Consider the following 25,692-nt stretch of genomic DNA (forward strand, 5'->3'; position numbering starts at 1 on the left):
GCCGTCCTCTCGCTACGCCGTGCCGCGGCGCGCCGTCAGGTGCAGCAGCAGCACGGGGAACAGCAGCAGCAGTACGTGGTGTCGTCGCGCGTTTCGATGGTGCCGCCGGCGACCGATTCGAGGTCGGCCTCGGACAGTTCGCGCAGTTCGATCTGCGGCGAGTTGGGCACGCGCAGCTCGTACGTGCCGGAGACGGTGCCGGCCTCCCACAGGGTGACCTGGCCGTCGAGGTCGGGCTCGCCCTCGACGTTGCGGATGATGCGCACCGAGGCGCCGGCGGGCAGTTCGAGGCCGTGTTCGGCGAGGGCGGCGCGCGGGTCGGTCTCCAGCCGGCTCGCGTACTCGTCGTCCGACCACGCGGCGGTGAGCACCTTCGTGTAGGACCTGACGAACGCGGCCCTGTCCCTGGGGTCCATCTGAGTCTCCCTCGTTGGGTCCGACTTCGGGATCTGCAGCGAATTCCGCCCGCTCGGCTTCGGATTCACATCGGATTCGAGGCACGTTCGGATCGGGTCCGGATCGGTTCGGCTGCAATACCGGAAGCATGCGGAGCACGCCGAGGAACCGTCAATGCCCGAACTCCTAATTGCCGGGTCCCAGGATTTCGGCACCCCTCCCCCAAGTCCTGCGCCCCGTCTCCCGTACGCCAACGCCGCCTGCCGGCAGGACAAACGGGGGACCCCCCAACGTTAGGCGGGCACCTCCGATAGAACTCGCCCGGACACCCCCCTGCCCCAATGCGAACGCACCGGAGAAACAGCGGAATTTCGCCGGAACGACCTTGTCCCGACGCCGGGGACGCCGCTAACAATTACCGGGCGACGGCCGCAGGACACCGCTGCCGGAAAAGCTGCCGGAAATTCGACTACGCCGGGAGAGAATTCGTGGACCTGCCTCGACTCAAGGCACATCTCGTCCCTCGCCCCTTCGGTACGGATCGGGTCTTCCTCCTGTGCGAGGAGGGCCACTACCTCGTCCAGGGCAAGGCGGTCGCGGCCGTGTTGCCGTATCTCGACGGCACGCACACCATCGCCGAGGTCACCGAGAAGCTCGCCGAACGCTTCACGATGGGCGAAGTGGTGTTCGCGATCTCGAAGTTCCAGCGCTTCGGCCACCTCGTGGACGGCGCGGCGAGCGACGACCGGGCCGGGGCCGCGGCCTGGGAGAGCCTGGGCCTGGACGCGGTCGAGGCGACCCATCGGCTGCGCGGGGCGCGAATCGAGGTGGCCGCGCTCGGCACCGTGGACGCCGCCGCCGTGGTGGCGGCGCTGCGCGAGATCGGCGCGGCGGTGACCCCGGTGACCTCGTCCGAGACCGGCGCGGCAACCGCCGAGGGCGGACACCGGCCGGACCTGACGGTGGTGCTCACCGACGACTATCTCGACCCGCGACTGGCGGCGATGGACGCCCGGTTGCGGGCCGCCGGGCTGCCCTGGCTGCTCGCCAAGCCGACCGGGGCGGATGTGTGGACCGGCCCCTACCTGGTCCCCGGGCGCACCGGTTGTTGGCACTGTCTGGCCCACCGCCTGGCCGGCAACCAGCAGGTGGAGACTTTCCTGCGGCGGCGCCCCGACGGCACCGTCGACGAGGAGCCGATCCGCACCTCCCTGGCCGCCACCGCCTGGTCGGTGGGCCTGTCCGCGCACCTGGTCGCCGCCGCCGCGGCCGAACTCCTGGCGGCGGACGGGCGTTCCGGCTACGAGGGTGTCCTGGTGTCGCTGCACGTGCCCAGCCGGCGGCTGGAGCAACACCGGTTGATCCGGCAGCCGCAGTGCCCCGCCTGCGGCGATCCCGCGCTGCTCCTGGACCGCGACCCCCGGGTCGAACTCGTGGACCAGGCGGTGCGGTTCGACGACGAGGGCGGGCACCGTACGATGCGCCCCGACGACACGTTCAAGCGGCTGGAGAAGCACATCAGCCGACTGCTCGGCGCGGTCAGCGCGCTGCGCCTGCTCAACGACGTGGACAACGGCGTCACCTTCAGCTACTCGGCCAGCCACAACTTCGCCGTACCCGGACCCAACATCGGCATGTTGCGCCGCAACCTGCGCGGCCAGAGCGGCGGCAAGGGCCGCAGCGACGTCCAGGCCCGGGTCAGCGGGGTGTGTGAGGCGATCGAGCGTTACTCGGGGGTATGGCGCGGCGACCGCCGGACCGAGCCGGGCTCGTTCGAGGAGTTGGGCGCCGACCTGGCCGTACACCCGTACGACCTGCTGCTCTACTCCGACACCCAGTACGAGACGCGCGAGGAGTGGAACCGCGAGTCGGCCGGGCGCCTGCACATCGTGCCGGAACGATTCGACGAGAAGCGCCGGTTGAACTGGACCCGGGCCTGGTCGCTGACCGAGGACCGACCCCGCCTGGTGCCGGCCGGCTACTCCTGGTTCGGCCACCCCGACCTGAACGAGCACTTCTACTGCTTCAGCGACGGCAACGGCAACGCCTCCGGGAACACCCTCGAAGAGGCGATCATGCAGGGCCTGTTCGAGAGTTGCGAGCGGGACGCGGTCGGCCTGTGGTGGTACAACCGGGCGCTGCGCCCGGGCTTCGACCTGGACTCGCTGCACGAGCCGTACGTGGACAGCCTGCGCGACTTCTACGCCGGGATGCGGCGCACCCTGGAGGTCGTCGACATCACCACCGACCTGGGCGTGCCCACGTTCGCCGCGGTCTCCCGGCGCACCGACCACCCGGTGGAGGACATCCTCCTCGGTTTCGGCGCCCACCTGGACGTGCGGATCGCGGTGTTGCGCGCGCTCACCGAGGTGAACCAGTTCCTGCCCGCGGTGATCAACCGCAACCCGGACGGCAGCACCGCCTACTGGGAGGACGACCCGCACACCCTGGCCTGGCTGCACACCGCCACCGCCGAGGCGGAACCGTGGGCGCTGCCCGCGCGGCATCTGCCGCAGACCACGCTGGAGGGCTACGGCATCCTGCACAGCGGCGACATCGCGCGCGACATCCGCGGCACGGTGGAGCGGTTGCGCGCGGTCGGCCTCGAGGTGATCGTGCTCGATCAGACCCTGCCCGACCTGGAGTTGAACGTGGCCAAGGTGATGGTCCCCGGGCTGCGGCACTTCTGGCGCCGGTTGGGTCCGGGGCGGATGTACGACACGCCGGTGCGGCTGGGCTGGCTGGCCGAGCCGGTGCCCGAGGCCGACCTCAACCCGTACAGCGTCTTCTTCTGAGCACGTCCCGTGCCCCGGCCCGGGTCCGGGCCGACCGTCGGCGTGCGCGAAGAGCCCGGTCGGCTCGGCCGGGCCGGCCCCGCACCGCTCGGCCCGTTCAAGCCCGCACCGCCTGCTCCGCCCGCTCCGCCCGGGCCGCTCCCGCCGCGTAACCGATCCGGCCCGGCCCGACCTGCCCCGGAGGTTCCATGACCAGCCTCGGTATCCCGCCGACCGCGGCCGGCGCCGCGACGACGGTGCCGGTGGAACGCATCGCCCTGCATCCGAACGCGCGGGCGAACACCAACGACGCCGGCGCCACCCTGCTCTTCCTCGGGCCGCGCGGTCTGTCCCTGGGCGTGTTGACCCCGGGCGTCGCGGCCGCCGTCGCGCTGCTCGCCGAGCGCCCGAGCAGCGAGGACGACCTGCATCGGGCCGTACTCGACCGCGACGGCGAGGGCGCCCTGCTGAAACTGCCCGCGCTGCTCCAGCGGTTGCGCGCCGGCGGATGGCTGGGCACCACCCTGGAGGTGGCCGGCCGACCCGTCCTCACGCTGCGTCCGCTCGCCCCACCGGCCCCGCTCGCCCGCGGCGCGAGCACCCCCGATCCGGCGACCCGGCGGTTGTCCCGCTTCGCGGTGCTCCGCCGCGAGGGCGAACACACCGTCCTGGAGTCGCCGTTGGCCCCGGTCGCCGCCGACCTGCTCGACCCGGCGCTGGCCGGACTGGTGGCCGCGCTGCCGCACCACGATGCCGGGGCGCTGCCACCCGGCGGTGCGCGCGCCCTCGAACTGCTGGCCCGGCACGGCCTGTTGGTCGATCCGGAGCAGGAGGACGCCGATCCGGACCGGGCCCGGTGGTCGCCGCACGAGTTGTGGTTCCACGGGCGCACCCGGGCCGGCCGGCACGACCTGCCCTACGGCGGCACCTACTGGCGGGCCGCCGCCGAGCCGCCCCTGCCGGTGGTCCGCCCGGCGTTCGACGGACCGACCGTCGACCTGCCCCGCCCCGACCTGGACGCCGTACGCCGCACCGACCCGCCGCTGACCGAGGTGTTGGAGGGTCGACGTTCGGTGCGCGCGCACGACGACACGAAGCCGCTGACCCTCGCCCAGCTGGGCGAGTTCCTGTACCGCACGGCACGCAACCGCGCCGTCCTGCACGAGGACCGCCAAGAGGTCGGCGACCGGCCCTACCCGTCGGGCGGGCGCTGCCACGAACTGGAGCTGTACCCGCTGGTGAACAACGTGGTCGGGGTGCCCCCGGGCCTGTACCACTACGATCCTCGCGATCATCGCCTCGAACACGTCGCCGACCCCGGTCCGGCGGTCGGCCGGTTGTCCGAGATCGCCCGCGCCACCGCGCTGATGAGCACGCCGCCGCAGGTCGTGCTGCTGGTGAGCGCGCGGTTCGGGCGGGTGATGTGGAAGTACCAGACGATGGGCTACGCGCTCGTCCTCAAACACGTCGGGGTGCTCTACCAGACGATGTACCTGGTCGCGACCGCGATGGGTCTGGGCGGGTGCGGGCTCGGCGGCGGCGACTCCGACCTGTTCGCCCTCGCCACCGGCAACCGATGGGAACGCGAGGGCACCGTCGGCGAGTTCCTGCTCGGCACGATCGGCCCGGAGCCGAACACCGCCGTGCCGGGCGGGCCCGGAGGGGGACGGCCATGAACTTCCGTCGCGAGGCCCTGGAGGGACTGAAGGCTCCCGAGGAACTCGACGCGCCCATCCGCCTGGTCCGCACCCGCGCCTGGGCGCTGCTGCTCGCCCTGGCCCTGCTCCTCGGCGCCACCGCCGCCTGGTCGGCGGGCGGCACCCTGCCGCGCAAGGTCGAGGTGCCCGGCATCCTCACCCACCCGCTCGGCGTCTCGCGCGTGCAAAGCCCGCAAACCGGCCTGGTGTCCAACCTGTTCGTCGACTCGGCCACGCTCGTGCCCAAGGGCACCCCGGTGCTGTCCGTGGTCGACGCGCAGGGCGCCACCCAGATCGTCCGGGCGCCGTTCGCCGGCCGGGTGATCGGCCTGCTCGTCTCCAGCGGCCAATACATCTCCGTCGGCACCACGTTCATGACCGTCGAGCGCACCGACGCCAACGACGACCGGCTCCTGGCCACGCTGTTCGTATCCCCGCGCAGCGCGGGCATGTTGCGCCCGGGCACCCAGGTGGACGTGTCCGTACAGTCCGCGCCCTCCCAGGCGTTCGGGCTGCTGCGCGGCCGGATCACCGCGATCGACCAGTTCCCGTACACCGCCCAGCAGGTGGCCGACTTCCTCGGCGGCGACCAACAGGCCGCGGGCCGGCTGCTGTCCGCCGGCGGCGCGGTCCGGGTCACCGTCGACCTGGAGACCGACCCGCGCACGCTCAGCGGCTACCGCTGGACCAACAAGTCGGGACCGCCGTTCCGGATCGACTCGCAGACCCCCATCACCGGCTTCGCCCGCCTGCCCGGCGAGCGCCCGCTCGATTGGCTGCTTCCTGGATGACCACCACCAGTTCGCCACCGCCCGCCGGGGCGCCGCCCGCCCCGCGCGAGCGCGGTCGCCGCCGCCGCGAGTCCGCCGAGCGCCGGATGTCGGTACGCACGCCCACGGTCATCCAGTTGGAGGGGGTCGAGTGCGGCGCCGCCGCGCTGGCCATGGTGCTCGCCCACCACGGCCGCTTCGTCCCGCTGGAGGAGTTGCGACACGCGTGCGGGGTCTCCCGCGACGGTGCCAAGGCGGCGAACCTGCTGCGCGCCGCGCGCTCGTACGGACTGATCGCGCGCGGCATGCAGATGGAGACCGCGGCACTGGCCAGGAACCGGCCGCCGGCCATCCTGTTCTGGAAGTTCAACCACTTCGTCGTCTACGAGGGCATGACGCGCCGACTCGGGCGGCCGATGGTGCGGCTCAACGACCCCGCGCAGGGCCGCCGTTCGGTCACCACCGAGGAGTTCGACGTCGCGTTCACCGGCATCGTGCTCACCTTCGAGCCGGGCCCGAAGTTTCGCCGCGGCGGGCATCCGCCCCGGCTGCTCGCCGATCTGCGTGCACGCTATCGCAGCAGCGGCGGCGCGCTGCTGCTCGCGCTCCTGGCCAGCCTGCTGCTGATCCTGCCCGGTCTGGCCGCGCCCGCGTTCACCCGGGTGTTCATCGACCGGGTGCTCACCGGCGGCGACCACTCGTTCCTGCCCGCGCTGCTCGCCTCCATGGGGTTGGCGGCGGCGGTCACCATCGCGCTGACCATGCTGCAACAGACCCATCTCCTGCGGGTCGAGTCCGCGTCCTCGATCCGCAGTTCGGTCCGCGTGGTGCGCCATCTGCTGCGGCTGCCCGTGGTGTTCTTCACCCAGCGCAACCCGGCCGAGATCAGCAAGCGGGTCTCCGCCAACAACACCATCGCGCAGATCCTGTCCCGCGACGTGGCCACCACGGTGGTCAGCATGCTGCTGGTGGTGGTCTACGCGGGCCTGCTGTGGACGTACGACGCGCAGTTGACCCTGGTCGGGGTCGGCGTGGCGATGCTCAATATCGTGGTGCTCAAACTGGTCTCGCGGATGCGCACCGACACCGTGGCCCGGCTGCGCGCGGACCGCTCGGGCCTGGTGTCGGCGTCGTTCAACGGCCTCCAGTTGATCGAAACGCTGAAGGCCTCCGGCGCCGAGGGCGACTACTTCAAGCGCTGGGCCGGATTCCAGGCCCGGGTGGTCTCCGGACAACAGGCACTGGGCGCGCCCACCTCGATCCTGGCGGTGGTACCGCCGCTGCTCGCCGCCGTGGACAGCGGTCTGCTGTTGTGGATCGGGGGCCTGCGGGCGATCGACGGGCACATGTCGATCGGCCTGCTGGTCGCCTTCCAGACCCTGGTCAACTCGTTCAGCCGGCCCGTGGCCCAACTGACCAACCTGGGGCCGAGGTTGCAGGACGTGACCGCCGACCTGGGCCGGCTCAGGGACATCGAGAAGTTCCCGCCCGCGCCCGAGTTCCTCGACGACGAGCGGGACCGCCGGGCCCGATCCGGCGCCGAGGAGCCGGCCACGGTGCTCGCCGGCCGGGTCGAGTTGTCCCATGTCACCTTCGGCTACAGCCCGTTGGGCAAACCGCTCCTCGACGACTTCTCGCTGCGGGTGGGCCCCGGGCGGCGGGTCGCCCTGGTCGGCGGCTCGGGCAGCGGCAAGTCGACGGTGAGCCGGTTGATCGCCGGGCTGTACGAACCGTGGAGCGGCGAGCTGTTGTTCGACGGCCGGCCGCGCCGGGACTATCCGCGTGATGTGATGGGCACCGCGGTGGCGTTCGTGGACCAGGACATCTTCCTGTTCGAGGGCACCGTGCGGGACAACGTCACACTGTGGGACGACTCGATCCCGGACGAGACGGTGGTCGCGGCGCTGCGCGACGCGGCCGTGTACGACGTGGTCGCGGCCCGGCCCGGCACCATCCACAGCGCGGTCGCGGAAAGCGGCAAGAACTTCTCCGGCGGCCAGCGCCAGCGCCTGGAGATCGCCCGCGCCCTGGTCCGCAACCCCAGCGTGCTGGTCCTGGACGAGGCCACCAGCGCACTCGACGCGCAGACCGAGGCGACCATCGACGACAACCTGCGTCGCCGCGGCTGCGCGTGCGTGATCATCGCGCACCGGCTGTCCACGGTGCGCGACAGCGACGAGATCGTGGTGCTCGAACAGGGCCGGGTCGCGCAGCGCGGCGACCACCACACCCTGGCGGGCATCGCCGGTCCGTACGCCGAACTGATCCGCGACCTGTAGCCCGGCGCGCCGCACACCCACCGACCGCCCGAGCACCCCCGACGCCGGCCGCGCTCCCCACGCTCTCCGCGAACCCGGTGCCCCGCCGTTCGTGCCCCGTCCGCCGTTCCCCACGGAGCGGTCCCACCACGGAAAAGAGGAGGAAGGATGACCGAGCCCACGCAGGGCTTCGAGCCCGCCGAGCCGCCCGACGACGCGCCGCCGGACCTGCACGCGCTCGGTGCCGCGCTCGGCCCCGAACTCGCCGGGGCCTGCGCGCTCGACGGCGCCCTCCAGGTCTGGTTCGTCACCGCCGGCATGGTGGACGTGTTCGCCACCACCCGGGAGGAGGGCGGGCGTTGGCAGTTCCTGTGCCGGGTGGGGGCCGGGACGGTGCTGTGCGGGGCGCCGGCCGGCGGTACCGCGATGTTGGGCAAACCGTTGCCAGGCGGGACGGTGCGGGCCGCGCCACTGGCCGACGTACTGGCCGCCGCCGCGGCCGACGCCGCGTTCGCGGGCTGCTTCGCGGCGGGCCTGGACCGGGGCCTGGGCGCACTGGCCGACGCGGTGCGGATGGGCCTGCCGCCGCGTACCTTCACCGCCCTGGAGGCGGGCGAGGGCGCCGAGTTGCCGGCCGGCGGCTCGGCCCGCTCGGTCGCCGGCACGCTGTGGGTGCGCGTGTTGTCCGGGTCGGTGGCCATCGGCGGGCCGGACGAGGCCGACGCGGACGCCCCGGCCGACGACGTCCCCGACGCGGGCGCCACGGTCGGCTTCGGCGGCCGGCTGGCGATCGGCGCGGCCGACTGGCTGTACTCGGTCGGCGGCGCGCTCGTGCACGTCGTCCGCACCCTGGACGTGCTCACCGAGGCCCCGTTCGCCCACGACCTCGCCCACCACCAGCACACCCTGATGCAGCGCGTGGACGAACGTCTGCGCGGCCGGCGCGGCAACGCGTGCCGGGAACTGGACGCGCGCCGCGAGGTCGACGCCGACGCGCTGCGCCGCTCCTCGCGCGCCCTCGGCGCGGTCCTGGACCCCTACCGGCCGGTGCACCGGGTCGGCCTGGACGCGGCCGACCAGGACGACTACCTCGCGGTGGCCCGGGTGGTCGGGCAGGCGAGCGGGGTGACGATCACCCGGGGCGGCACCTCGGAGGCCGCCGACGCCCGGCTGGACCCGCTGGAGCGGATCGCCGTCTCGTCCGGCTTCCGGGTGCGCGATGTGGCGCTCACGGGTCGCTGGTGGCGTACCGACTCCGGCCCGCTGGTCGGGCACACCCGCCCGGCGGACGGGGCCCCCGATACCCGCCGCCCGGTGGCCCTGATGTGGCGGCGTCGGCGCTACCACGTGCTCGACCCCACCGGCACCGACTGGACGCCCGTGGACCGCGCCCGGGCGGCCCGCCTGGAGCACCGGGCGACCATGTTCTATCCGGCCCTGCCCGAACGCCCCGGCGGCGCCCGCACCCTGCTGCGCTTCGGCCTGCGCGGCAGCACGGTCGACATACTCGTGCTCTTCGCCTGCGGGCTGGGCGCCGCGCTGCTCGGGCTGGCGGTACCGGTGTTGACCGGGAAGGTGCTCGGCGTGTTCGTCCCGCAGGGCGACCGGGTCCTGGTCACCCAGATGTGCGTGGTGCTGCTCGCCTCCGCGCTCTTGGCGGCGGTGTTGTCCGCGGTGCAGAACCTCTCGCTGCTGCGGGTCGAGGGGCGGTTCGAGGCGATCGCCCAGGCCGCCGTGTGGGATCGGCTGTTGCGCCTGCCCACCGGGTTCTTCGCGTCCGTCTCGTCCGGGTCATTGAGCAGCGCCGCGCTGGGCATCAGTGCGCTGCGCGAGATCCTCAGCGGGGTCACCGCGCTGTTCGTGCCCGCGTGTCTGATCTTCCTGGTCAACCTGGGCCTGCTGTTCTTCTACAGCGTGCCGCTGGCGCTGCTCGCCCTGCTGCTCGCCGCCGTGGGCGGCGCGGTGTGCGCGGTCGCCGGGCTGCGCCAGATGCGCCGCCAGCGCGAACTGATGGCCGAGGAACACGAGCTGTCCGGCCGCATGTTCCAACTGCTCACCGGCCTGCCCAAGTTGCGGGTCGCGGCGGCCGAGGACCGGGCCTTCGCGTTCTGGGCGATGGGCTTCGCCCGCAGCCGGGTGTTGTCGGTGCGCACCCGTCGGCTCCAGAACACGGTCACGGTGTTCAACTCGGGCTATCTGCTGCTGTGCACACTGCTCCTGTTCGCGATGGTCTCCGGCCCCGCCGACGGGGAGTTGGACGTCGGCGGGTTCCTGTCGTTCAGCGTGGCCTACGCCCTGATGCTCGGCTCGATGCTGCAGATGACCGCGAGCATCACCATGATGGCGGCGGCGGTCCCGCTGTTCGAGGGGGTGCAGCCGGTGCTCGCCGAGTTGCCCGAGGTGCTGGAGTTCAAGCAGCCGCCGGGCGATCTGTACGGCGGCATCGAGGTCAGCCGGCTTTCCTTCCGCTACGCGCCGGACGCCCCGCCGGTGCTGGACGACGTGAACCTGCGGGCCCGGCCCGGGGAGTTCGTCGCCATCGTCGGGCCCACCGGCTGCGGCAAGTCCACCCTGCTGCGGCTGCTGATCGGCTTCGAGCAGCCGACCACCGGCTCGGTGCTCTACGACGGCCAGGACCTCGCGTCGCTGGACGTGGCGGCGGTGCGCCGGCAGTTCGGCGTGGTGTTGCAGAACGGGCAACTGTTCGCCGGCAGCGTGCTGCACAACATCTGCGGACTGCGCAACTACACCCTGGACGAGGCCTGGGAGGCGGCCGAGATGGCCGGTCTGGACCAGGACCTGGGTCGGATGCCGATGGGCATGCACACCGTGCTCTCCGACGGCGCGGTGACCCTGTCGGCCGGCCAGCGGCAACGGCTGATGATCGCGCGGGCGCTGATCGGCCGGCCGCGCATCCTGTTCTTCGACGAGGCGACCAGTGCGCTGGACAACCGCACCCAGGAGGTGGTCACCCAGAGCACCCGACGGCTGAACGCCACCCGGATCATCATCGCGCACCGGTTGTCCACGGTGATGCAGGCCGATCGCATCGTGGTGCTCGACGCCGGACGGGTGGTCCAGTCCGGGCCGCCGGACCAGTTGCTGGCCGACGAGGACGGCCTGTTCCACCAGCTGGTCCAGCGTCAGATGACCTGAGGCCGTGGGCAGTGGCGTCCGCCGCCCATGGCACCGACCCGCCCGCGAGTTCGGCCGCTACCACACCCAGGAGGCCCCCGTGCCCGGATCGCCCGTCCACTCCGGTCCCCCCGGATCACCCGTCCACGCCCGTCCGCCCGGCCCCGCCGACGACCTCGACCTGGCCGACATCCGGGTCGACCCGCTCGCCTTCCTCACCAGGCTCGCCGCCGAGTTCGGCGACCTGTGCAGCCATCGCACGCGCGGCGAGGTGGTGTGGTTCGTCAATCGTCCCGACCTGGTCCGGCACATCCTCAAGGACAACTACACCGCGTGGACGAAGGCCGGCACCCCGGACGACTTCATGCTCACCCCGCTGCTCGGCAAGGGCCTGTTGACCAGCGACGGCCCCGCCTGGGAGCGGCAACGCCGGTTGTGCGCACCGGCGTTCCGGCCGCGCCGGGTGGAGGAGTTCGACACGCTGATGACCGACGCGGCCGTGGACCTGGCCGACGCGTGGGAGCGGGCCGCCGAGGAGGGGCGGACCATCCGCGTCGACCACGACTTCACCGCGCTCACCCTGCGCATCGTCGCGGACGCGCTGCTCGGCGCCGATCTGGCCGCGGCGGGACGGGGGTTCGGCCGCGCGGTGGACGACATCAACCGCTTCATCGGCCACTTCGACGGCGAACCGGGCACGCCGACCGTCGCGGACGCGGACTTGGCGCTGCTCCGCCGGCGGTACACCGCCGCGCAGACCTTCCTGGCCCGCGTCGTCGGCATGCTCGTCGCCGCCCGGCGCTACACCGGGCCGCCGACGGATCGGCCCGCCGACCTGCTGGACGCGATGCTCGGCGCCCGGGACGCGCACGGGGACGCGCTGAGCGACCGCGAACTGCACGACCAGGTGCTGACCATGGTGATGGCCGGGCACGAGACCACGGCCAAGGCGCTGAGTTGGACCGTGCACCTGCTCGACCGCCATCCCGAGGCCGCGGCGGCGGTCCGGGCCGAGTTGGCCGAGGTACTGGCCGGCCGGCTGCCCCGGGCCGCGGACCTGCCCCGCCTGGAGCTGACGCGGCGCTGCCTGGAGGAGGCGATCCGGCTGTATCCGCCGGTGTGGCTGATCTCCCGGCGGGCCGCGGCGGACGACGTGCTCGACGGCCGCCACGTACCCGAGGGCACCCTCGTGTGCATCAGCCCGTGGACCCTGCACCGGCACCCGGCGGTGTGGGAGGAGCCCGAACTCTTCCGCCCGGAACGCTTCACCGCGACCGCCCGGGCGGCCCGGCCCGCGCACGCCTACGTGCCGTTCGGCGGCGGGCCCCGGGTGTGCATCGGCCAGTCGTTCGCCCTGACCGAGGCGGTCCTGGTGCTGGCCACGGTGGTGCAGCGGCTGGAGTTGCGCGGTGTGGCCGGGCATCCGGTGGTGCCCGAGGCGCTGGTGACCCTGCGGCCCAGGGACGGCCTGCTGATGACCGCACACCCGCTCGCCGCCGGCGGTCGGTCGTGATCGGCCCGGCCCGCCCCGGAGGCAGCTATCGGCCGCAGGCCGAACTCGGCGGGGTGCCGGCCGAGGTGCGCCGGTTGGAGATCCAGGCCGAGTTGAGCTGGGCACACGAGTGGCGGGTGTTGCGGGACACGGCCCCCACGGTCGCCGGCGCGGTGCTGGACGCCGGTTGCGGAACCGGGGCGGTCACCCGCCGACTGCGCGCCGAACTGGCCGATCCACACACCCGGTTGGTGGGTCTGGACGCGGACGAGCGACTGCTGGCGGTGGCGCGAGCCGAGGCGCCCGCGGCGGGGATCGACTACGTGGCGGGCGATCTGGCCGAACCGCCGCTGCCGGCGGGCTCGTTCGACCTGGTGCTGGCCCGCTATGTGTTCCAGCACCTGGCCGACCCGGTGGGCGCCGCCCGGGCGCTGGCCGCGCTGCTGCGGCCCGGCGGCGTGCTGGCCGTGATCGACGTGGACGCCGGGCTGTGGGGCTGCGCGGACCCGGACCTGTCGGCCCTGTCCGCCGACGCCTACCGCGCCCTCGGCACGGCCCAGGCTGCCGACGGCGGGGATCGCCTGGTGGCCCGCCGGCTGCCCCGGATCCTGCGCCGCGCGGGCCTGACCGGGATCACCGTGCGCCCGTTCGCGTACACCAGCGACGAGGTCGGCGGCGCGGCCGCGCTCGCCCCGCAGTTGTCCCCCGAGCGTCTGCTCCCGCTGGTCGAGCGCGGCGCGCTGGGCCTGGGGACCTACGCCCGGGCGATGGCGGCGTGGGAGCGTTTCGTCGCCGCCGACGGCTTCACCCTGCTCCTCGGCTTCGCGGTGGTCGGCCGAGTACCCACGTCGTAAGGGAGGTTCGCTCCGCGAAGGCGTCGGGTGACGCGCGTCACCGTCACTGCGTCGAGGCCAGTCTCGTGGACAGCGCGGTACGGCCCGAGATGCCCAACTTCCGGTAGACGTGCGTCAGATGCACCTCCACCGTGCCACGCGTGACGCACAACGACTCGGCGATCGCCCGGTTGGTGTGCCCGGCCGCGGCCAGTTCCGCGATCTGCCGCTCCGAGGGGGTCAGCGAGCCGGGGCCGGACAGGCTGGTCCGGCGCAACCGGCCGCCGCAGGCGAGCAGGTCCTTGTGCGCCCGCTCGACCAGCAGGTCCCAGCCGCACTCCTGGGCCAGCCCCATGCCGCGCCGCAACGCCTGGCGGGCCGCCGCCGGTTGGCCGGCCAGCGCGTATACCCGGCCCGACTCGACCAGGGACTCGGCCAGTTGCAGCCGCGCGCCGGAGGGCTCCAGGATCGCCACCGACTCCTCCAGGAGCCGGATAGCGCCGCGCGGACCCTCGATCCGCGCCCGGTTGCGCAGCGCCTCGCCGATCGGGGCGGGCGCACCCCAGCGGCGGGCGATCTCCAGGCCCTCCTCGAACAGCGGCGCCGCCTCGGCCCGCCGGTCCAGGTCCACCAGGGCCAGCCCGGCGCCGCCGCGCCAGTCGCTCAGCGCCGGGTTGACGATGCCCAGCTCGGTCAGCCGTCGGCCGCATTCGAGGTGGTCGGCCAGGGCCCCGCGCGGGTCCCCGGCCGCGTACCTACATCGGGCCCGCACACCCAGCGCGGTGGCCCGTGCGCGCGGCACGCCCAGGGCCCCGCGCAACATCGTGGTCGCCGCGTCGTACTGGCCCAACACCACTCGAATGCGCGCCAGTTGCACCCTGGTCAGCTGGGTGAGCGCGGACAGTTCGGGGCCGCGCGCGAGCCGGCCGGCGGTGCGTGCCTCGGCCAGCGCCTCGGCCAGGTTCCCGGCGCGCAGCGCGATGTCCGCGCACAGGCAGTGCGCGACCACGGCGGGCAGGCCGATCCGCGAGTGGGCCGGGCCGATCGGGATCGCCGCGGTCAGGCTGCCCGCCCACGCCCGGGCCTCGTCCAGCCGGCCGGCCCAGGCGAGCACCACCACGCTGCGCAGCAGAAGCAGCGCCGACGCGCTGCCCCGGGGCGGTTCGCCCGCCAGCGCGCGTTCGATCAGGTCCAGCGCGATGCCGCTGGGCTCGGCCCGGCACGCGCTGTCCGACGCGAACGCGGCAAGCAGTTCGCGCTCGCCCGCGGTGACCCCGGTGACCCCGGCGGCGGCGCGGTCGAGGCCGGATCGGGCCTGCCGGTCGGATCGGGCCTCGGCGGCCGGTTCGCCCAGGTGCGCGATCGCCCGAAGCCGCAGCCGCACGTCCGGGTCGGGGCAGTCCCGCTCGGCCAGTTCGCCGAGCCGCGCCGCCGCGTCCCGGGCGGGCCGCATCACCGCCTCCACGCTGTCCCCCTGGCGCAGCACGTGCGCGTGGCACAACTCCAGGACCGCCTCGGCCCGTTCACCAGGATCGGTGAGCAGCCGCAGCGCCTCCTCCAGGTGCCGCGCGGCCGCCTCGGGCGCGGTGGGCACCTCGGCCCGGCCCAGCAGCACGAGCAGGCGCGCCCGGTGTTCGGCGGCCGGGTCGTCGCGCAGCGCGCGCCGGGCGTATTCGGCGCAGCGCAACGTCGCGCCCGCCGCCAGGGCGGCCCGGCCCGCCTCGTAGAGGACCGCTCCCGCCCACGCGTGCTCGTCCACGTGCAACGTGTCGATCCGCAGCAGGTGTTCGGCGACGCGCGTCGGCGGCGCGCCGTAGTCGCCGAGCCGGCGGGCGGCCCGCACATGCCGATCGCGCAGCAGCGTCTCGGGGATGGTGTCGTGCACGGCGTCGCGCAGTTCGGGGGTGCGGAACGACAACCGGCCGCCCGGGGGTGTGCCGCGCAGCACGCCGACCCGGACGAGTTCGGCCAGAGGTCCGTCCAGCCGGTCCGGCCCGGTGCCAAGCAGGTCGGCCACGATGTCCAGTTCGGCGCCGTCGCCGAACAGCGCGGCCGTCTGGGCCAACGCCCGGACCCGCTCGGGTTGTCGGGCCAGTCGGGTGGTCACCGCGGTCGCCTCGATGCGGGCGGCGATCCGGCGGATGTGGTCGGCCCGGGTCTGCCGGGGCCGTCCGTCGAGGTGTACGCCGGAGCGGATCGGGCCCAGCTCCGGCGGCAGTCCGGCCTGGAGCTGGGTGTCGATCAACCGGACCAGATACGCCGGCACCCCGCCGGTGACGTGGTGGCACAGCCGCACGAACGGGTCGTCGGGGACCCGGCCGGCGTAGGCGCGTTGCACCAACTCCCGTGCGCTGTGCACGGACAGCGGGCGCAGCGTGCTCTCGTGGCAGGCGGCCTGCGCGCCGATGTCGTCGAGCGCGTCGCGCGCGGGCAGATCGTCGTCCACGCGCACCCCGAGCACCACGAGCAGCGGCAGTCGGGTCAACCGGCGCACCAGGTGCGCGAACCACCGCAGCGAGGCATCGTCCATCCACTGCGCGTGGTCGACGACGATCACCCGGGGGCAGCGCCGGACGGCCGGCAGCAGCACCTCGTACAACTCGTCGAACAGCGGCCGCCCGTGGTCCTCGGGCACGGTGTGCGGGAGCGCGCGGCGCAGTTCGTCGAACCGGTCCTCCCCGGCCGGTTGCGCCGCGTCGCCGAGTCCGGCCAGCAACTGGCGCAGCGCGGCGAAGGGTTCGCGGGCGTCGCGGTGCTGGCACGAGACCAGCACGGGAGCGGCGCCCGCGCGGCGTTGGCGCTCTGTGAACTCGACGAGCAGTTCGCGGCACCACATGCCCGACGCGGTACGGATGATCACGGCGCGTCCGCCGGCTCCGGTCCGCGAGGCGCGTGCGTGCGCCAGCAGATCGGAAAGTTCGGATACCCGCTCCGGTTCCACTGAAGCGACCCCTTCCCCCCAGCGCGGCCCGCACCGCGACACCCTGCGGGGAGACCGGGCAGCCCGATTGTCGTCGGGAACGCCGCCGACGGCTCCCCGCGGGGCCGCAGCGGTGGGACACGTACGTTCTCGACCACCGTCCCCCCGGGGCCGGCCGTGCGCTTGCGGTTCCGTTCCTGCCGCGCGGGCCCCCCGGTCCGACGCGGTGCACGGCGGCCCGAAATCGGGATGTGGGGCACGCCGATCAACTGTGTCTCCAGCAGCGGGTTCCTTGTTACGCCATTGCGGTGGCGTGCCACAAGACCCGATCTCCAACTCTACGCAAGGATCTTGTGACCGTCCGTCGAACGCATTTCAACACCATCCGACACGGCGTAAAACCCGCCGATCCGGGCCGAAATCACCCCTTGACGCGGGGAATTGGGCCCACTTGGTTCGGCCATTCCCGTGACTGCGGCCCGCCATCGGTTCCATGATGCGAATGCACCTGGTTTTGCACGAACGGCGGAACCGTCCGTGGTCGCGCCATCCGGGGCAGTGATCGGACGGAAGCGGGAAGGTGATGACGATGCGTGCCGGCAACGGGGATGCGGCGGACTCGTTCGGGTCGGTGACCTGGGTGAAGAGCAGTGCGAGCACGGCCGAGGGCAACTGTGTGGAGGTGGCGCTGCTGCCCGGCGGCGCGATCGCGGTCCGGGACTCGCGGCGGGCACGGGGTCCGGCCCTGGTCTACTCCCGGGCGAGCCTCGCCGGCTTCGTCGGGAACCCCGGGCTCCGGGGGTGCGCCGGGCCGATCGGCTGACCCGGAGCGCGGCGCGGTCCGCCGACCCGGAGCGCGGCGCGGTCGTCCAATCGACGGACACGCGGGATCCCGTCTCGGGATAATGGCGGACGTCCGTCTGCCCCTTGGAGTGCCCATGTCCGCCGAACACCCGGCCCGCGCACCGTCGATCGCACCCGTGGTGTCCCTCACCCAGCAGACCAGTCCGGCCGCGGCCGTCAAGGTGCTCGGCGCCACGCTGCGCAAGTTGCGGCTGGACAACGGCCGGGGGCTGAAGGACGCGGCCGAGGCGATCCGGGCGTCGATGTCCAAGATCAGCCGACTGGAGCGCGGCGAGAGCCCGCCGCGCCCCCGGGACGTCTTCGACCTGGTCCGCTACTACGGGGTCCGGGACGAGGAATCCCTGTCCGAGATAGAGGAGTTGCTGAAGAAGGCGCTGGAGCGGGCCTGGTGGAGCCACTACAGCGACGTGATGCCGGGCTGGCTGGCCCGGTTGATCGGGATGGAGGACTCGGCGACCAAGATCGACACCTACGAGGTGCACGTGGTGCCGGGCCTGCTCCAGGTGCCCGAGTACATCCGCGCCGTGGTGCGCTCGGGCCTGCCCCGCGCCGCGCCCGAGGAGGTCGAGCGTCGCATCGAACTGCGGCTCCAGCGCCAGGCGTTGCTCGCGGACGAGCATCGCCCGGATCTGACCGCACTGTTGGACGAGGGCATCCTGCACCGACCCGTCGGGGGTCCGGCGGTGATGGCCGCGCAGATGCGACACCTGTTGGCCGAGTCGGCGCGGGAGCGGATCAACATCCGCGTGGTGCGCTTCGATCGGGCCGCCGGGGTCGCCCCGCCGTCGCCGATGACCTATCTCCGCTTCGCCTCGGGCGGGCCGAGCGAGATGATCTACCTGGAGCAGGCCAACAGCGCGACGTACCTGAGCAGGCGCGCGGACATCGACGCCTATCGGGAGATCCTGCTCCGCCTGTGGGCGGCGGCCGAGAATCGGGACTCCAGCGAACGTATGTTGCGCGACGCCGAACGCCACTTCACCGCGGCCGCCGAAGGCTGACGCCTCTGGGGCATCCGTTTCAGGGCACCCGGGCCAGGCCGCCGTACTCGATCCACTCGTCGGTCTGTTGGCGCGCGGCGACCTGCGAGTCGGGGCGCCAGGTGGACACCTCCACCAGCCCGGGATCGAGCACGGTCAGCCCGGTGAAGTAGTCGTCCACCTGGGCACGATCACGCACCCGACCCCAATTGCCCCCGGTGGCCTGGGCCATGAAGTCGCTCACGCCGTCCCGGATCGCCGGGTCCTCGCTGACCAGTTGGCAGATCACCATGAAGCTGCCCGGGGGCAGCCGGTCGGCGACCCGGCGAATCATCGCCCCTGGCTCGGCGGACTCGGGCAGGCAGTGCAGGACCGAGACGAACAGCGCCGCGACCGGTTCGTCGAGCCGGATCAGCCGCTCGACCTCGGGACGCCCGAAGATGCCGTCGGTATCGGTCATGTCGGCCTGGACGACGGCGGTGTTCGCGTTCTCCTCCAGCAACATCCGCCCGTGCGCCAGCACGATGGGGTCGTTGTCGACGTAGACCACCCGGGACGCGGGGTCCACGCGCTGCGCCACCTGATGCACGTTGTCCCGGGTGGGCAGCCCGGATCCGTGGTCCAGGAACTGCCGTACGCCGTACTCGGCGGCCAGCACCCGGACCACCCGGCGCAGGAACGCCCGGTTGTTCAGCGCCAGTTCGCGCGTGCTGGGGACGATCTTGAGCAGTTCCTCGCAAGCCGCGCGATCGGCCGGGTAGTTGTCGGTGCCGCCGAGATACCAGTCGTACATCCGTGCGGCACTCGGTGTGTCCACGTCGATCTCGGGCATCGGTCCGTCCGCGTTCCCCATCGCGCCCCCTCGTGCGTCCGCGCTCGCCGGAATCCACCGCGGTCTTCCGGTCGCCGCCCGTGCGCGCACCATGCTAGATGCGTGACGTGCGCCGGGGCAGGCACTCGGGCCGGGAAGTCGGGAGTCCGCACGCGGCGCGAAACGGCACGGTGGGGGGAAAAGCGGGTCGCGCGGCACGGGTTGCGCACGACCCGCACGCCCTCATCCGCCGCCCGGGCCGTCGGGGCCGCGGGGGTGGATCGGGGCGTCGCGGCCGTCCGGACGCGGCGCGGCGTCGGGACGGCGTTCGAGGGTCCTGACCACGGCGGTGGGCAGGCTGCGCTCGGCCAGGACCAGTTGGGCGGCCACCTCGGGCGGATCGGTGCCCATCAGGTCGGCCGCGGCGGTCAGGGTCATGCCGAGCCGGTAGTGCAGCACCACCGCGTCCGCCTGCGGCCACGGCAGGGCGTCGTACAGGGTGCCCCGGGCGGGGGCGTGCGAGGCGGTGACGGCCCGGCCCAGGATGCGCCAGGCCCCGGCGGTCGGATTGGGCCCGCGCAACATGTCGGCCCAGGTGCCCGCGAGTTCGGCCACGGCCGACTGCACGGCCCGCTCGCCCCGGACGGGATCGCCCACCCGGTGCCGGGCGTACTGCGCCCACCGCGCCCGATGCAGCAGACAGAACGCGGCGAAGTCGATCGGTGCCCCGGCCGATCCACCGGACCCGGCCGGCTCGCCATCGGTGCGATCCGACTCCGGCGCGGCGCCCGCCGGCGGGCGCCGCGCGGCGGATATCAGCGCCTCGGCGCGCGTCCGGACGGCGGTGCGCGCCGCCGCACCCCGGTCAGCCGACATCGCCGTCGCCGGTGTGCGTACCGGTCACCGGGTCCGGCCGCGACTCGGGCCCCGGCAGGGCGGCGAACGGCAGTCCCCCGGCCGGGAATCCGGCGTCGCCGAGGCGGATCAGCACGCCGTAGTGCACCTGCGTCCACAACCGCCGGATCACGTCCGGGTGCGCGCCCAGTCGCTCCACCAGCAGCTCGGCAACGGCCCGGTCCGGGATCAGCTCGCCGGCCAGGACCCGCTCGACCGTACCGGGGCGCAACGGATCACCGCCGAGACGATCCGGCGCCGGCTGCCCGGCGGCCAACCACAGGCCGCGCACCATGGCGGTCAACAACGCCGCCAGGCTTGGCAGTTCGCGCCGGATGCCGTGGTCGACCCCGCGCGAGCACTCCCACAGGGCACGCAGCTCCGCCGCCTCGCCGCCCAGCTTCCCGGCCAACGTCTCCACCACCGGCCAGGACGCGAACACCTCGCCGGCCAGGATTCGGGCCACGAACTCCTCGCTGATCCCGGCCTGCCAGGCCAGGTCCGCGACGGTGACCCCGGAGGTGCGGTGCAGTTCGCGCAACGCCGCCGCCAGCCGCTCGCCGGCATGCTGGGACGCCGACAGGTCCGCGTCCCCGCGCGCGTCGTCGCCCGGATGCGACCGGGCCCCCAGACGCGCGGCCAACTGCGCGGACCACTCCGGGCGCAGCCGTACCGCCATGCCGGGCCGGGCCTCCCCCACCACCGCGCGATACCGCTGGGTCTCCCCGCTCAGCCGGTCCGCGTAGGCCAGCCGGACCCGCAACGGCTCGCGCGTACGTTCGGCCTCCTCCAGCGCGCAGGCCACCCGACGCAAAATCGCCACGATGCCCGCCTCCAGCCCCCGAGGATCGGCGGCCGGCGGCGCCTGCCGCTCCCGCGCCGTGCGCGCCCGCCGCCGGCACCCGGGGGCGCAGTAGCGCCGCTTGCGGTCGCCCGTGTCGCGCCGCGCGAAGCGTCGACCGCACGCGGCGCACGTGGTGATGCCCCTGCGGGCGTTCATCCCGTGTCTCTCCCTCCGGTCCCGGGCGTGGCCCCGGAGCCGGCCCGCCGCCGCCGCATGCCGAATGCTTTCCCCGAACGGAAAGCGGGGAATGCCGTTCTCGGGAATCGCCGGAGATCGTCCGAAACTCCTCCGGCGGATAAGTCGTCCACCATGTCGATTCCTTGATCGTTGTTCCCTCGCGACCCCGGGGCGACGACCGCCGATCCGGATCGTCCGACGCTCCGGAAGCTACCCCGAGAGTTTCCCGAACGCCAAGGAAACCCAAGAAATGCAAATGCACGGCCGACCCTCCGACGCCTCGAAGCCGCCCACGAACCCCGCCGAATCCGCCGACAACGATCCCACAGCGCCCAAAGAAGTGCAGGTCACGCACCACAACCCGACAACGACCCGGAGCAACCCGATCGGAAGACGTCACCACGGAGAAACATCCCGATTTCTCCGATCCATCGCCCCAAAGCCCACCCGGACCACGAATCCACCCCTGCGAGTGACACCCATGCAATTGCATATGCAAAGAAATCACCCACCACCCCACCCAAAAATCCCCGCACCCAAATCAACCCGCCCCACCGCCACCACACCATCCCCCACCACACACGAACACCCACCCCAACATGCGGACTTCCCAACCTCCCCCGGCAACCGGTCCGGCGAGTGCACCGATATCGTCGATCCCCCGGCTCAGCGCAAGGCCGGCCCCGAGTGCGAGAGCCGGGGTCGGCGCGCCTTACCGGGCTTGCCTGTTGGTACGTCCCAGGAGGTCGTTGGCGTAGGCGATGACCTGGGCGGCGAGGAAGCGCAGGCGCCGGACCGCGGAGCAATTCGAATCACTCGCCCCAGGCCCGACCAGCCGGCTCGTTCCGCGCCTTCGCGCGGCGGTTCTTGGCCATTCGTGCGTCACGACGGCTCATCGCGGACTAACGTGCCGGACACCAGGGACGTGGGGGGTAGCGGATGGGGCCGGTCGACGATGCTCGAAGCCGGGAGCACGAGATCGAACAGATCAAGTTCGCGGAAGAGCGGGAGCGCCTCAGGCTCTCGGGCATCGAATCGCGCCGGGGCGTTGGGATGACTCCCGAGCTCGCCGCCTTCGTGGCCGACGTAGCCGGGCGGCTGCCGACACGGAAGCTCGTACCACTGTTCCTGCACGTCGACACTCGCCAAGAGAAGGCCGGCCTCTTCGGCCGCAAGACACACGTGGTGCGGGTCTTCGAGGAGGTCGGGAAGGGCTGGGAACTGGCGACGTTCGCACCGGAGACCGGCTCCAGCGAACACAGCCTCGTGCTGTCTCCGGATGGGCGTCTGTTCGAAGCGCGCAGGACCGACGCCGCATTTCACCGCGGCATCCCCAAGGGAGGCGGGTTGACGTTGGTCCCGACGAGCGAGGACGTCATCGCTCTGACCCCGGATCTGCAATCGCTGTTCTTGGACTACCTGAACTCGCGAACCGCCACCCGAACACAACCTGCGTAGCATCATGGAAATCCGCTTCCCCAACGGTGCCGATGTCGAGATTCGCGACATCCGAACCGCACCCGAGGTCTGATCTGCGGACATGTCGCGCTACCCCTGCGGCTGTGCGAGGAGGTGTTCCGTGTCATCGCCCTGCGATCCTGTGCACGCCCCCATCGGCGACGTGGGTGCGGCGCTCATGATGGTGGACTCTCGGCTCAAGAGCATCCAAGTCGACCGAATCGACACCGACCCGGAACAGCGGGAGTTGACGGACCGGTTCGTCGCGTCGGTGGGCCCCGAGGGAGCGGCGGCCGTGTTGGACGGCGCATGCACCCTCATCCTCCTGTTCATGGAGTGGTTACGGGTCGCCTACGCAGAGCACGGAATGGACGCCATCGAACGTGTGGTGCCCAACCTCGTGGCCACACTGCGCAGGATGCCCATGAGCATCCGTCCCGAAGCCATCCCCACCATGGCCGGCCTGGTCGTCGCCGCGGGAACGGGCCTGAGCCCAAGTCTGTGGCGCGCACAGTACGGAAGCTGGACCGAGGACGAGATGACTCCCTTGGAGGCAACCGCCTTTCTGCTCGCGGCACACATCAATCACCTCACCGACGATCCCGACTTCGCCACCCGCATGGTCGCCGACACGCTGTCCGCATCGGACCGCGACTGACATACCCCGACGGGCCCATGCCGGTGATCGTCGAGGCCGGCCCCCGCCGCGGCACATCCCGCCCGGACCGTCACGATCGCGATCGGCGCGGCGCCGTACCGGGCCCGGGCCGGACACCGGACAGCCCTTCACGGCGCTCGACCGATGGGCGGCTCGGATCATGCGCGTGCAGTGCGGCCGGCTCCGAACGCGGTTTCCTGATCCGTCCTCGGCAACCTCGTAGGCGCTCGGCACTTCAGGCGCGTCCGGCGCCGCGGGTAGCTCGCGGTAGCCGTTCGGGCCGGGTAGTCGCTCGGGTGTACGCCCGGCGGTAGCCGTTCGGGCCGGGTAGTCGCTCGGGTGTACGCCCGGCGGTGGACGCTCGGTGGGGAGGGCGCCGGCTACGATCGGCCCGTGCCCGCCGACAGTTCGCCTCCGCCGATCTCGACCCCGGTGCCCACGACGCCGCGCTCGCCGCTTCGTCCACCCCGTCCGACCCTGTCCGCCGTTGTCCATGCCGTGCGCGTCGCGCTGGTCGGCCTGGTCGTGGCCTTCCTGTGGTTCGCGCTGCATGGGTTCTTGTATCGAGCGGAGCAGGGCTACACGCCGTTGGCAACGATGGCTGCGTCGATCGTGGCCGTGCTGCTCGCCTTGCCGGTGGGGCCGCTGCGGAAGCGGCCGTTGCCGGTGCTCGCGATCATGGCCGCCGAGGCGATCGCGGTAATGCTCCTGCGCGACCGGGTCTGGCCGCTGATCCCGGCCCTTGCCATTCTGATCGGCCGGTACGCCGCCGATGCGTCACGCCGTAACGGCACGGTGGCGGCCGGGCTGGTATCGGCCGCCTGGGGCGGCGTGTTCGTCGGCCGCTGGGCGGTCGACACCGGCAGCGACAACCCGGGCGACGTGCTCACCCAACTCGCGGTCGGTTTCGTCGTGTTGATGATCGGCTGGATGACGGGCACCTCGGCCCGGCAACGCCACGACCACCTCCAGGCGCTGCACACCGAGGCGGCAGCCCGCGCCGTGCTGGCCGAACGACTGCGGATCGCCAGGGAGTTGCACGACATGGTGGCGCACAGCATCGGCGTGATCGCGATCCAGGCGGGCGCGGCGAGCCTGGTCCTGGATTCGCAGCCGGCCGGCGCGCGCACCGCGCTCGACGCGATCGAGGGCACCAGTCGGCAGACCCTGGCCGAGCTGCGCCGGATGCTGGTCTCGCTGCGCCGGGTCGACGGGGACAGCCGGCCCGACGGCGCCCGGCTCGCGCCGGCTGTGGGCCTGGAAGGGGTCGAGCGGTTGGTCGCGACCGCGGCGGCGGCGGGCATACGAGTGGACGTGGCCTGGCACGGCCAACGGCGCCCGCTGCCACCCGAGATCGACCTGACCGCGTTCCGGATCATCCAGGAATCGGTCACCAACACGGTGCGCCACTCCGGTACTCGGCGGTGTCGGGTCTCCGTGGAGTACCTGGCCGAGGAACTGGCGATCGAGGTGGTCGACGACGGCGACGGCATTGCGACAGGCACCACTTCGGCATGCACCACTTCGGTAGGCACCGGCTCGACCGGCAACGGTTCGGTCGGCGGTGGCGGCCTCGGCATCGCCGGGATGCGCGAGCGGGTGGCCCTGGTCGGCGGGCGGTTCGGCGCCGGGGCGCGGCCCGAGGGCGGCTTCCGGGTCGAGGCGAGGTTGCCCGCGTGAGCACCCGCGTCGTCCTGGTCGACGACCAGGAACTGATCCGCGCAGGTCTGGGCATGGTCATCGCCGGCCTGCCCGACCTGGAGGTGGTCGGCGAGGCCGGCACCGGCACGCGCGCCGTCGAACTGGCCGCCGAACTACGCCCGGACGTGGTGGTGATGGACATCCGGATGCCCGACATGGACGGCATCGAGGCCACCCGGATCATCACCGCCGAGTGCCCGGCCACCCGGGTCCTGGTGCTGACCACGTTCGACGACGACGAGAACGTGTACGGCGCGCTGCGCGCGGGCGCCGCCGGGTTCCTGGTCAAGGACATGGCCCTGGTGGACATCCTCGCGGCCATCCGAGTGGTCGCCGACGGCGACGGCCTGATCGCACCGAGCGTCACCCGCCGCCTGATCGCCGAATTCGCCGGCCGCCCCGACCCCGCCGGCGCCCCGAGGCGGGCGGCCCGCCCGGGCCCGGCGCGGTCCGGCATCACCACCCGCGAACGCGAAGTGCTCACCCTGGTCGGACGCGGCCTGACGAACACCGAGATCGCCGCCGAGCTGCACATCGGCCCCGCCACCGCCAAAACCCACGTCGGCCGCTTGCTGACCAAACTGGGAGCCCGCGACCGGGTGCAACTGGTCATCGCCGCCTACGAGGCGGGCCTGGTGGCCCCACCGGCCTGAGCCGACGCCATCGAGGCTCCGACCGGACCGAGTCCACGACCTTCCTCACCGTCCGCCACGACACGTTGTACTCGCGCTCAAGCTCACACATCGTCATGTCGGCGCGGTGATCACGCCGGATCGCCACGTACGGCTCACCCTGGACACCTCCTGGGTCGGCCGAAGTCCATGGTGTTCCGGACCACGTCGGAGGACTCGCTCTCAAGGAGTTGCAACCCTTGCCACGTCCCAGGGTCGTCGGCCGCGCACTGCACCCGAATACTCCGAATGGCTTGTCTCTGGCCATGTCCAAGAAAGACGAGAAGCAGTAGATTTCGGCCATGCACGTCTCCGCTGTGCGGGGATGCGCGCCTGGTACCGGTAGGTGGTCAATGTGG

The 25,692-nt window shown here is 72.7% G+C and carries 18 protein-coding genes; 13 read left to right on the forward strand and 5 right to left on the reverse strand.

All coding sequences use genetic code 11. From position 1 onward, the window contains the following. Positions 1 to 35: 35 nt before the first annotated feature. Positions 36 to 416, reverse strand: coding sequence for a hypothetical protein (locus ACMXN5_RS01425; RefSeq protein WP_439673612.1), 381 nt, complete (start codon positions 414 to 416; stop codon positions 36 to 38). A gap of 468 nt (positions 417 to 884) precedes the next feature. On the opposite strand from ACMXN5_RS01425, the gene ACMXN5_RS01430 reads away from it, so the two are divergent. The 7 genes from ACMXN5_RS01430 (at position 885) to ACMXN5_RS01460 (ending at position 13,376) form a co-directional block, all read left to right on the forward strand. After that, positions 885 to 3,191 (forward strand): TOMM precursor leader peptide-binding protein, encoded by a 2,307-nt coding sequence (locus ACMXN5_RS01430; protein WP_439673613.1) that lies wholly within the window; start codon positions 885 to 887, stop codon positions 3,189 to 3,191. A 188-nt stretch (positions 3,192 to 3,379) separates the two neighbouring features. After that, positions 3,380 to 4,846 carry a SagB family peptide dehydrogenase gene (locus ACMXN5_RS01435; RefSeq protein ID WP_439673614.1) on the forward strand — a complete coding sequence of 489 codons (1,467 nt, stop codon included), beginning with the start codon at positions 3,380 to 3,382 and terminating at the stop codon, positions 4,844 to 4,846. After that, on the forward strand, positions 4,843 to 5,658 hold the full coding sequence (locus tag ACMXN5_RS01440) for an HlyD family efflux transporter periplasmic adaptor subunit (protein ID WP_078978916.1): 816 nt from the start codon (positions 4,843 to 4,845) through the stop codon (positions 5,656 to 5,658). Before ACMXN5_RS01435 ends, ACMXN5_RS01440 begins: the two co-directional genes overlap by 4 nt. Beyond that, on the forward strand, positions 5,655 to 7,916 hold the full coding sequence (locus tag ACMXN5_RS01445) for an NHLP family bacteriocin export ABC transporter peptidase/permease/ATPase subunit (RefSeq protein ID WP_439673615.1): 2,262 nt from the start codon (positions 5,655 to 5,657) through the stop codon (positions 7,914 to 7,916). Before ACMXN5_RS01440 ends, ACMXN5_RS01445 begins: the two co-directional genes overlap by 4 nt. A gap of 147 nt (positions 7,917 to 8,063) precedes the next feature. After that, positions 8,064 to 11,051 carry an NHLP bacteriocin export ABC transporter permease/ATPase subunit gene (locus ACMXN5_RS01450; RefSeq protein WP_439673616.1) on the forward strand — a complete coding sequence of 996 codons (2,988 nt, stop codon included), beginning with the start codon at positions 8,064 to 8,066 and terminating at the stop codon, positions 11,049 to 11,051. Between the two features lie 79 nt (positions 11,052 to 11,130). Further along, positions 11,131 to 12,543, forward strand: a complete 1,413-nt coding sequence (locus ACMXN5_RS01455) for a cytochrome P450 (RefSeq protein ID WP_439673617.1) — start codon at positions 11,131 to 11,133, stop codon at positions 12,541 to 12,543. Then, positions 12,540 to 13,376, forward strand: coding sequence for a methyltransferase domain-containing protein (locus ACMXN5_RS01460; protein ID WP_439673618.1), 837 nt, complete (start codon positions 12,540 to 12,542; stop codon positions 13,374 to 13,376). Before ACMXN5_RS01455 ends, ACMXN5_RS01460 begins: the two co-directional genes overlap by 4 nt. A 43-nt stretch (positions 13,377 to 13,419) precedes the next feature. Here the strand turns inward: ACMXN5_RS01460 and ACMXN5_RS01465 are convergent, their stop codons facing one another. Further along, positions 13,420 to 16,338: a LuxR C-terminal-related transcriptional regulator gene (locus ACMXN5_RS01465; RefSeq protein ID WP_439673619.1), complete on the reverse strand. Its 2,919-nt coding sequence runs from the start codon at positions 16,336 to 16,338 to the stop codon at positions 13,420 to 13,422. A gap of 526 nt (positions 16,339 to 16,864) precedes the next feature. Here ACMXN5_RS01465 and ACMXN5_RS01470 point away from each other — a divergent pair. Next, complete coding sequence (locus ACMXN5_RS01470; RefSeq protein ID WP_439673620.1) at positions 16,865 to 17,098, forward strand: DUF397 domain-containing protein; 234 nt, start codon at positions 16,865 to 16,867, stop codon at positions 17,096 to 17,098. Positions 17,099 to 17,213: 115 nt separating this feature from the next. Beyond that, positions 17,214 to 18,140, forward strand: coding sequence for a helix-turn-helix domain-containing protein (locus tag ACMXN5_RS01475; RefSeq protein ID WP_439673621.1), 927 nt, complete (start codon positions 17,214 to 17,216; stop codon positions 18,138 to 18,140). Between the two features lie 19 nt (positions 18,141 to 18,159). Here the strand turns inward: ACMXN5_RS01475 and ACMXN5_RS01480 are convergent, their stop codons facing one another. The 3 genes from ACMXN5_RS01480 to ACMXN5_RS01490 form a co-directional block, all read right to left on the reverse strand. Further along, complete coding sequence (locus tag ACMXN5_RS01480) at positions 18,160 to 18,972, reverse strand: SAM-dependent methyltransferase (protein ID WP_395796615.1); 813 nt, start codon at positions 18,970 to 18,972, stop codon at positions 18,160 to 18,162. A 201-nt stretch (positions 18,973 to 19,173) separates the two neighbouring features. Continuing rightward, positions 19,174 to 19,806, reverse strand: a complete 633-nt coding sequence (locus ACMXN5_RS01485) for a hypothetical protein (protein WP_439673622.1) — start codon at positions 19,804 to 19,806, stop codon at positions 19,174 to 19,176. Next, the gene (locus ACMXN5_RS01490) at positions 19,796 to 20,824 is read right to left on the reverse strand and encodes a helix-turn-helix domain-containing protein (RefSeq protein WP_439673623.1); all 1,029 of its coding nucleotides are present in this window, start codon (positions 20,822 to 20,824) and stop codon (positions 19,796 to 19,798) included. Before ACMXN5_RS01490 ends, ACMXN5_RS01485 begins: the two co-directional genes overlap by 11 nt. Positions 20,825 to 21,784: 960 nt before the next feature. Here ACMXN5_RS01490 and ACMXN5_RS01495 point away from each other — a divergent pair. From ACMXN5_RS01495 to ACMXN5_RS01510, 4 genes are all read left to right on the forward strand, one after another. Next, complete coding sequence (locus tag ACMXN5_RS01495; protein ID WP_439673624.1) at positions 21,785 to 22,303, forward strand: hypothetical protein; 519 nt, start codon at positions 21,785 to 21,787, stop codon at positions 22,301 to 22,303. A 121-nt stretch (positions 22,304 to 22,424) separates the two neighbouring features. Continuing rightward, entirely contained in the window at positions 22,425 to 22,961 is a 537-nt protein-coding gene (locus ACMXN5_RS01500) for a hypothetical protein (protein ID WP_439673625.1), read from the forward strand. 393 nt (positions 22,962 to 23,354) lie between these two features. Then, positions 23,355 to 24,641 carry a sensor histidine kinase gene (locus ACMXN5_RS01505; RefSeq protein ID WP_439673626.1) on the forward strand — a complete coding sequence of 429 codons (1,287 nt, stop codon included), beginning with the start codon at positions 23,355 to 23,357 and terminating at the stop codon, positions 24,639 to 24,641. Next, positions 24,638 to 25,315, forward strand: a complete 678-nt coding sequence (locus ACMXN5_RS01510) for a response regulator (RefSeq protein ID WP_439673627.1) — start codon at positions 24,638 to 24,640, stop codon at positions 25,313 to 25,315. Before ACMXN5_RS01505 ends, ACMXN5_RS01510 begins: the two co-directional genes overlap by 4 nt. Positions 25,316 to 25,692: the final 377 nt, after the last annotated feature.

The organism is Embleya australiensis (genome assembly GCF_051903075.1).
GTDB lineage: Bacteria > Actinomycetota > Actinomycetes > Streptomycetales > Streptomycetaceae > Embleya.

Excerpts from the sequence above, each read along its gene's own strand:
- ACMXN5_RS01425 (WP_439673612.1), bottom strand. The coding sequence starts at position 416 with ATGGACCCCAGGGACAGGGCCGCGTTCGTCAGGTCCTACACGAAGGTG.
- ACMXN5_RS01435 (WP_439673614.1), top strand. The coding sequence starts at position 3,380 with ATGACCAGCCTCGGTATCCCGCCGACCGCGGCCGGCGCCGCGACGACG.
- ACMXN5_RS01440 (WP_078978916.1), top strand. The coding sequence starts at position 4,843 with ATGAACTTCCGTCGCGAGGCCCTGGAGGGACTGAAGGCTCCCGAGGAA.
- ACMXN5_RS01445 (WP_439673615.1), top strand. The coding sequence starts at position 5,655 with ATGACCACCACCAGTTCGCCACCGCCCGCCGGGGCGCCGCCCGCCCCG.
- ACMXN5_RS01450 (WP_439673616.1), top strand. The coding sequence starts at position 8,064 with ATGACCGAGCCCACGCAGGGCTTCGAGCCCGCCGAGCCGCCCGACGAC.
- ACMXN5_RS01470 (WP_439673620.1), top strand. The coding sequence starts at position 16,865 with ATGCGTGCCGGCAACGGGGATGCGGCGGACTCGTTCGGGTCGGTGACC.
- ACMXN5_RS01475 (WP_439673621.1), top strand. The coding sequence starts at position 17,214 with ATGTCCGCCGAACACCCGGCCCGCGCACCGTCGATCGCACCCGTGGTG.
- ACMXN5_RS01480 (WP_395796615.1), bottom strand. The coding sequence starts at position 18,972 with ATGGGGAACGCGGACGGACCGATGCCCGAGATCGACGTGGACACACCG.
- ACMXN5_RS01485 (WP_439673622.1), bottom strand. The coding sequence starts at position 19,806 with ATGTCGGCTGACCGGGGTGCGGCGGCGCGCACCGCCGTCCGGACGCGC.
- ACMXN5_RS01490 (WP_439673623.1), bottom strand. The coding sequence starts at position 20,824 with ATGAACGCCCGCAGGGGCATCACCACGTGCGCCGCGTGCGGTCGACGC.
- ACMXN5_RS01495 (WP_439673624.1), top strand. The coding sequence starts at position 21,785 with ATGGGGCCGGTCGACGATGCTCGAAGCCGGGAGCACGAGATCGAACAG.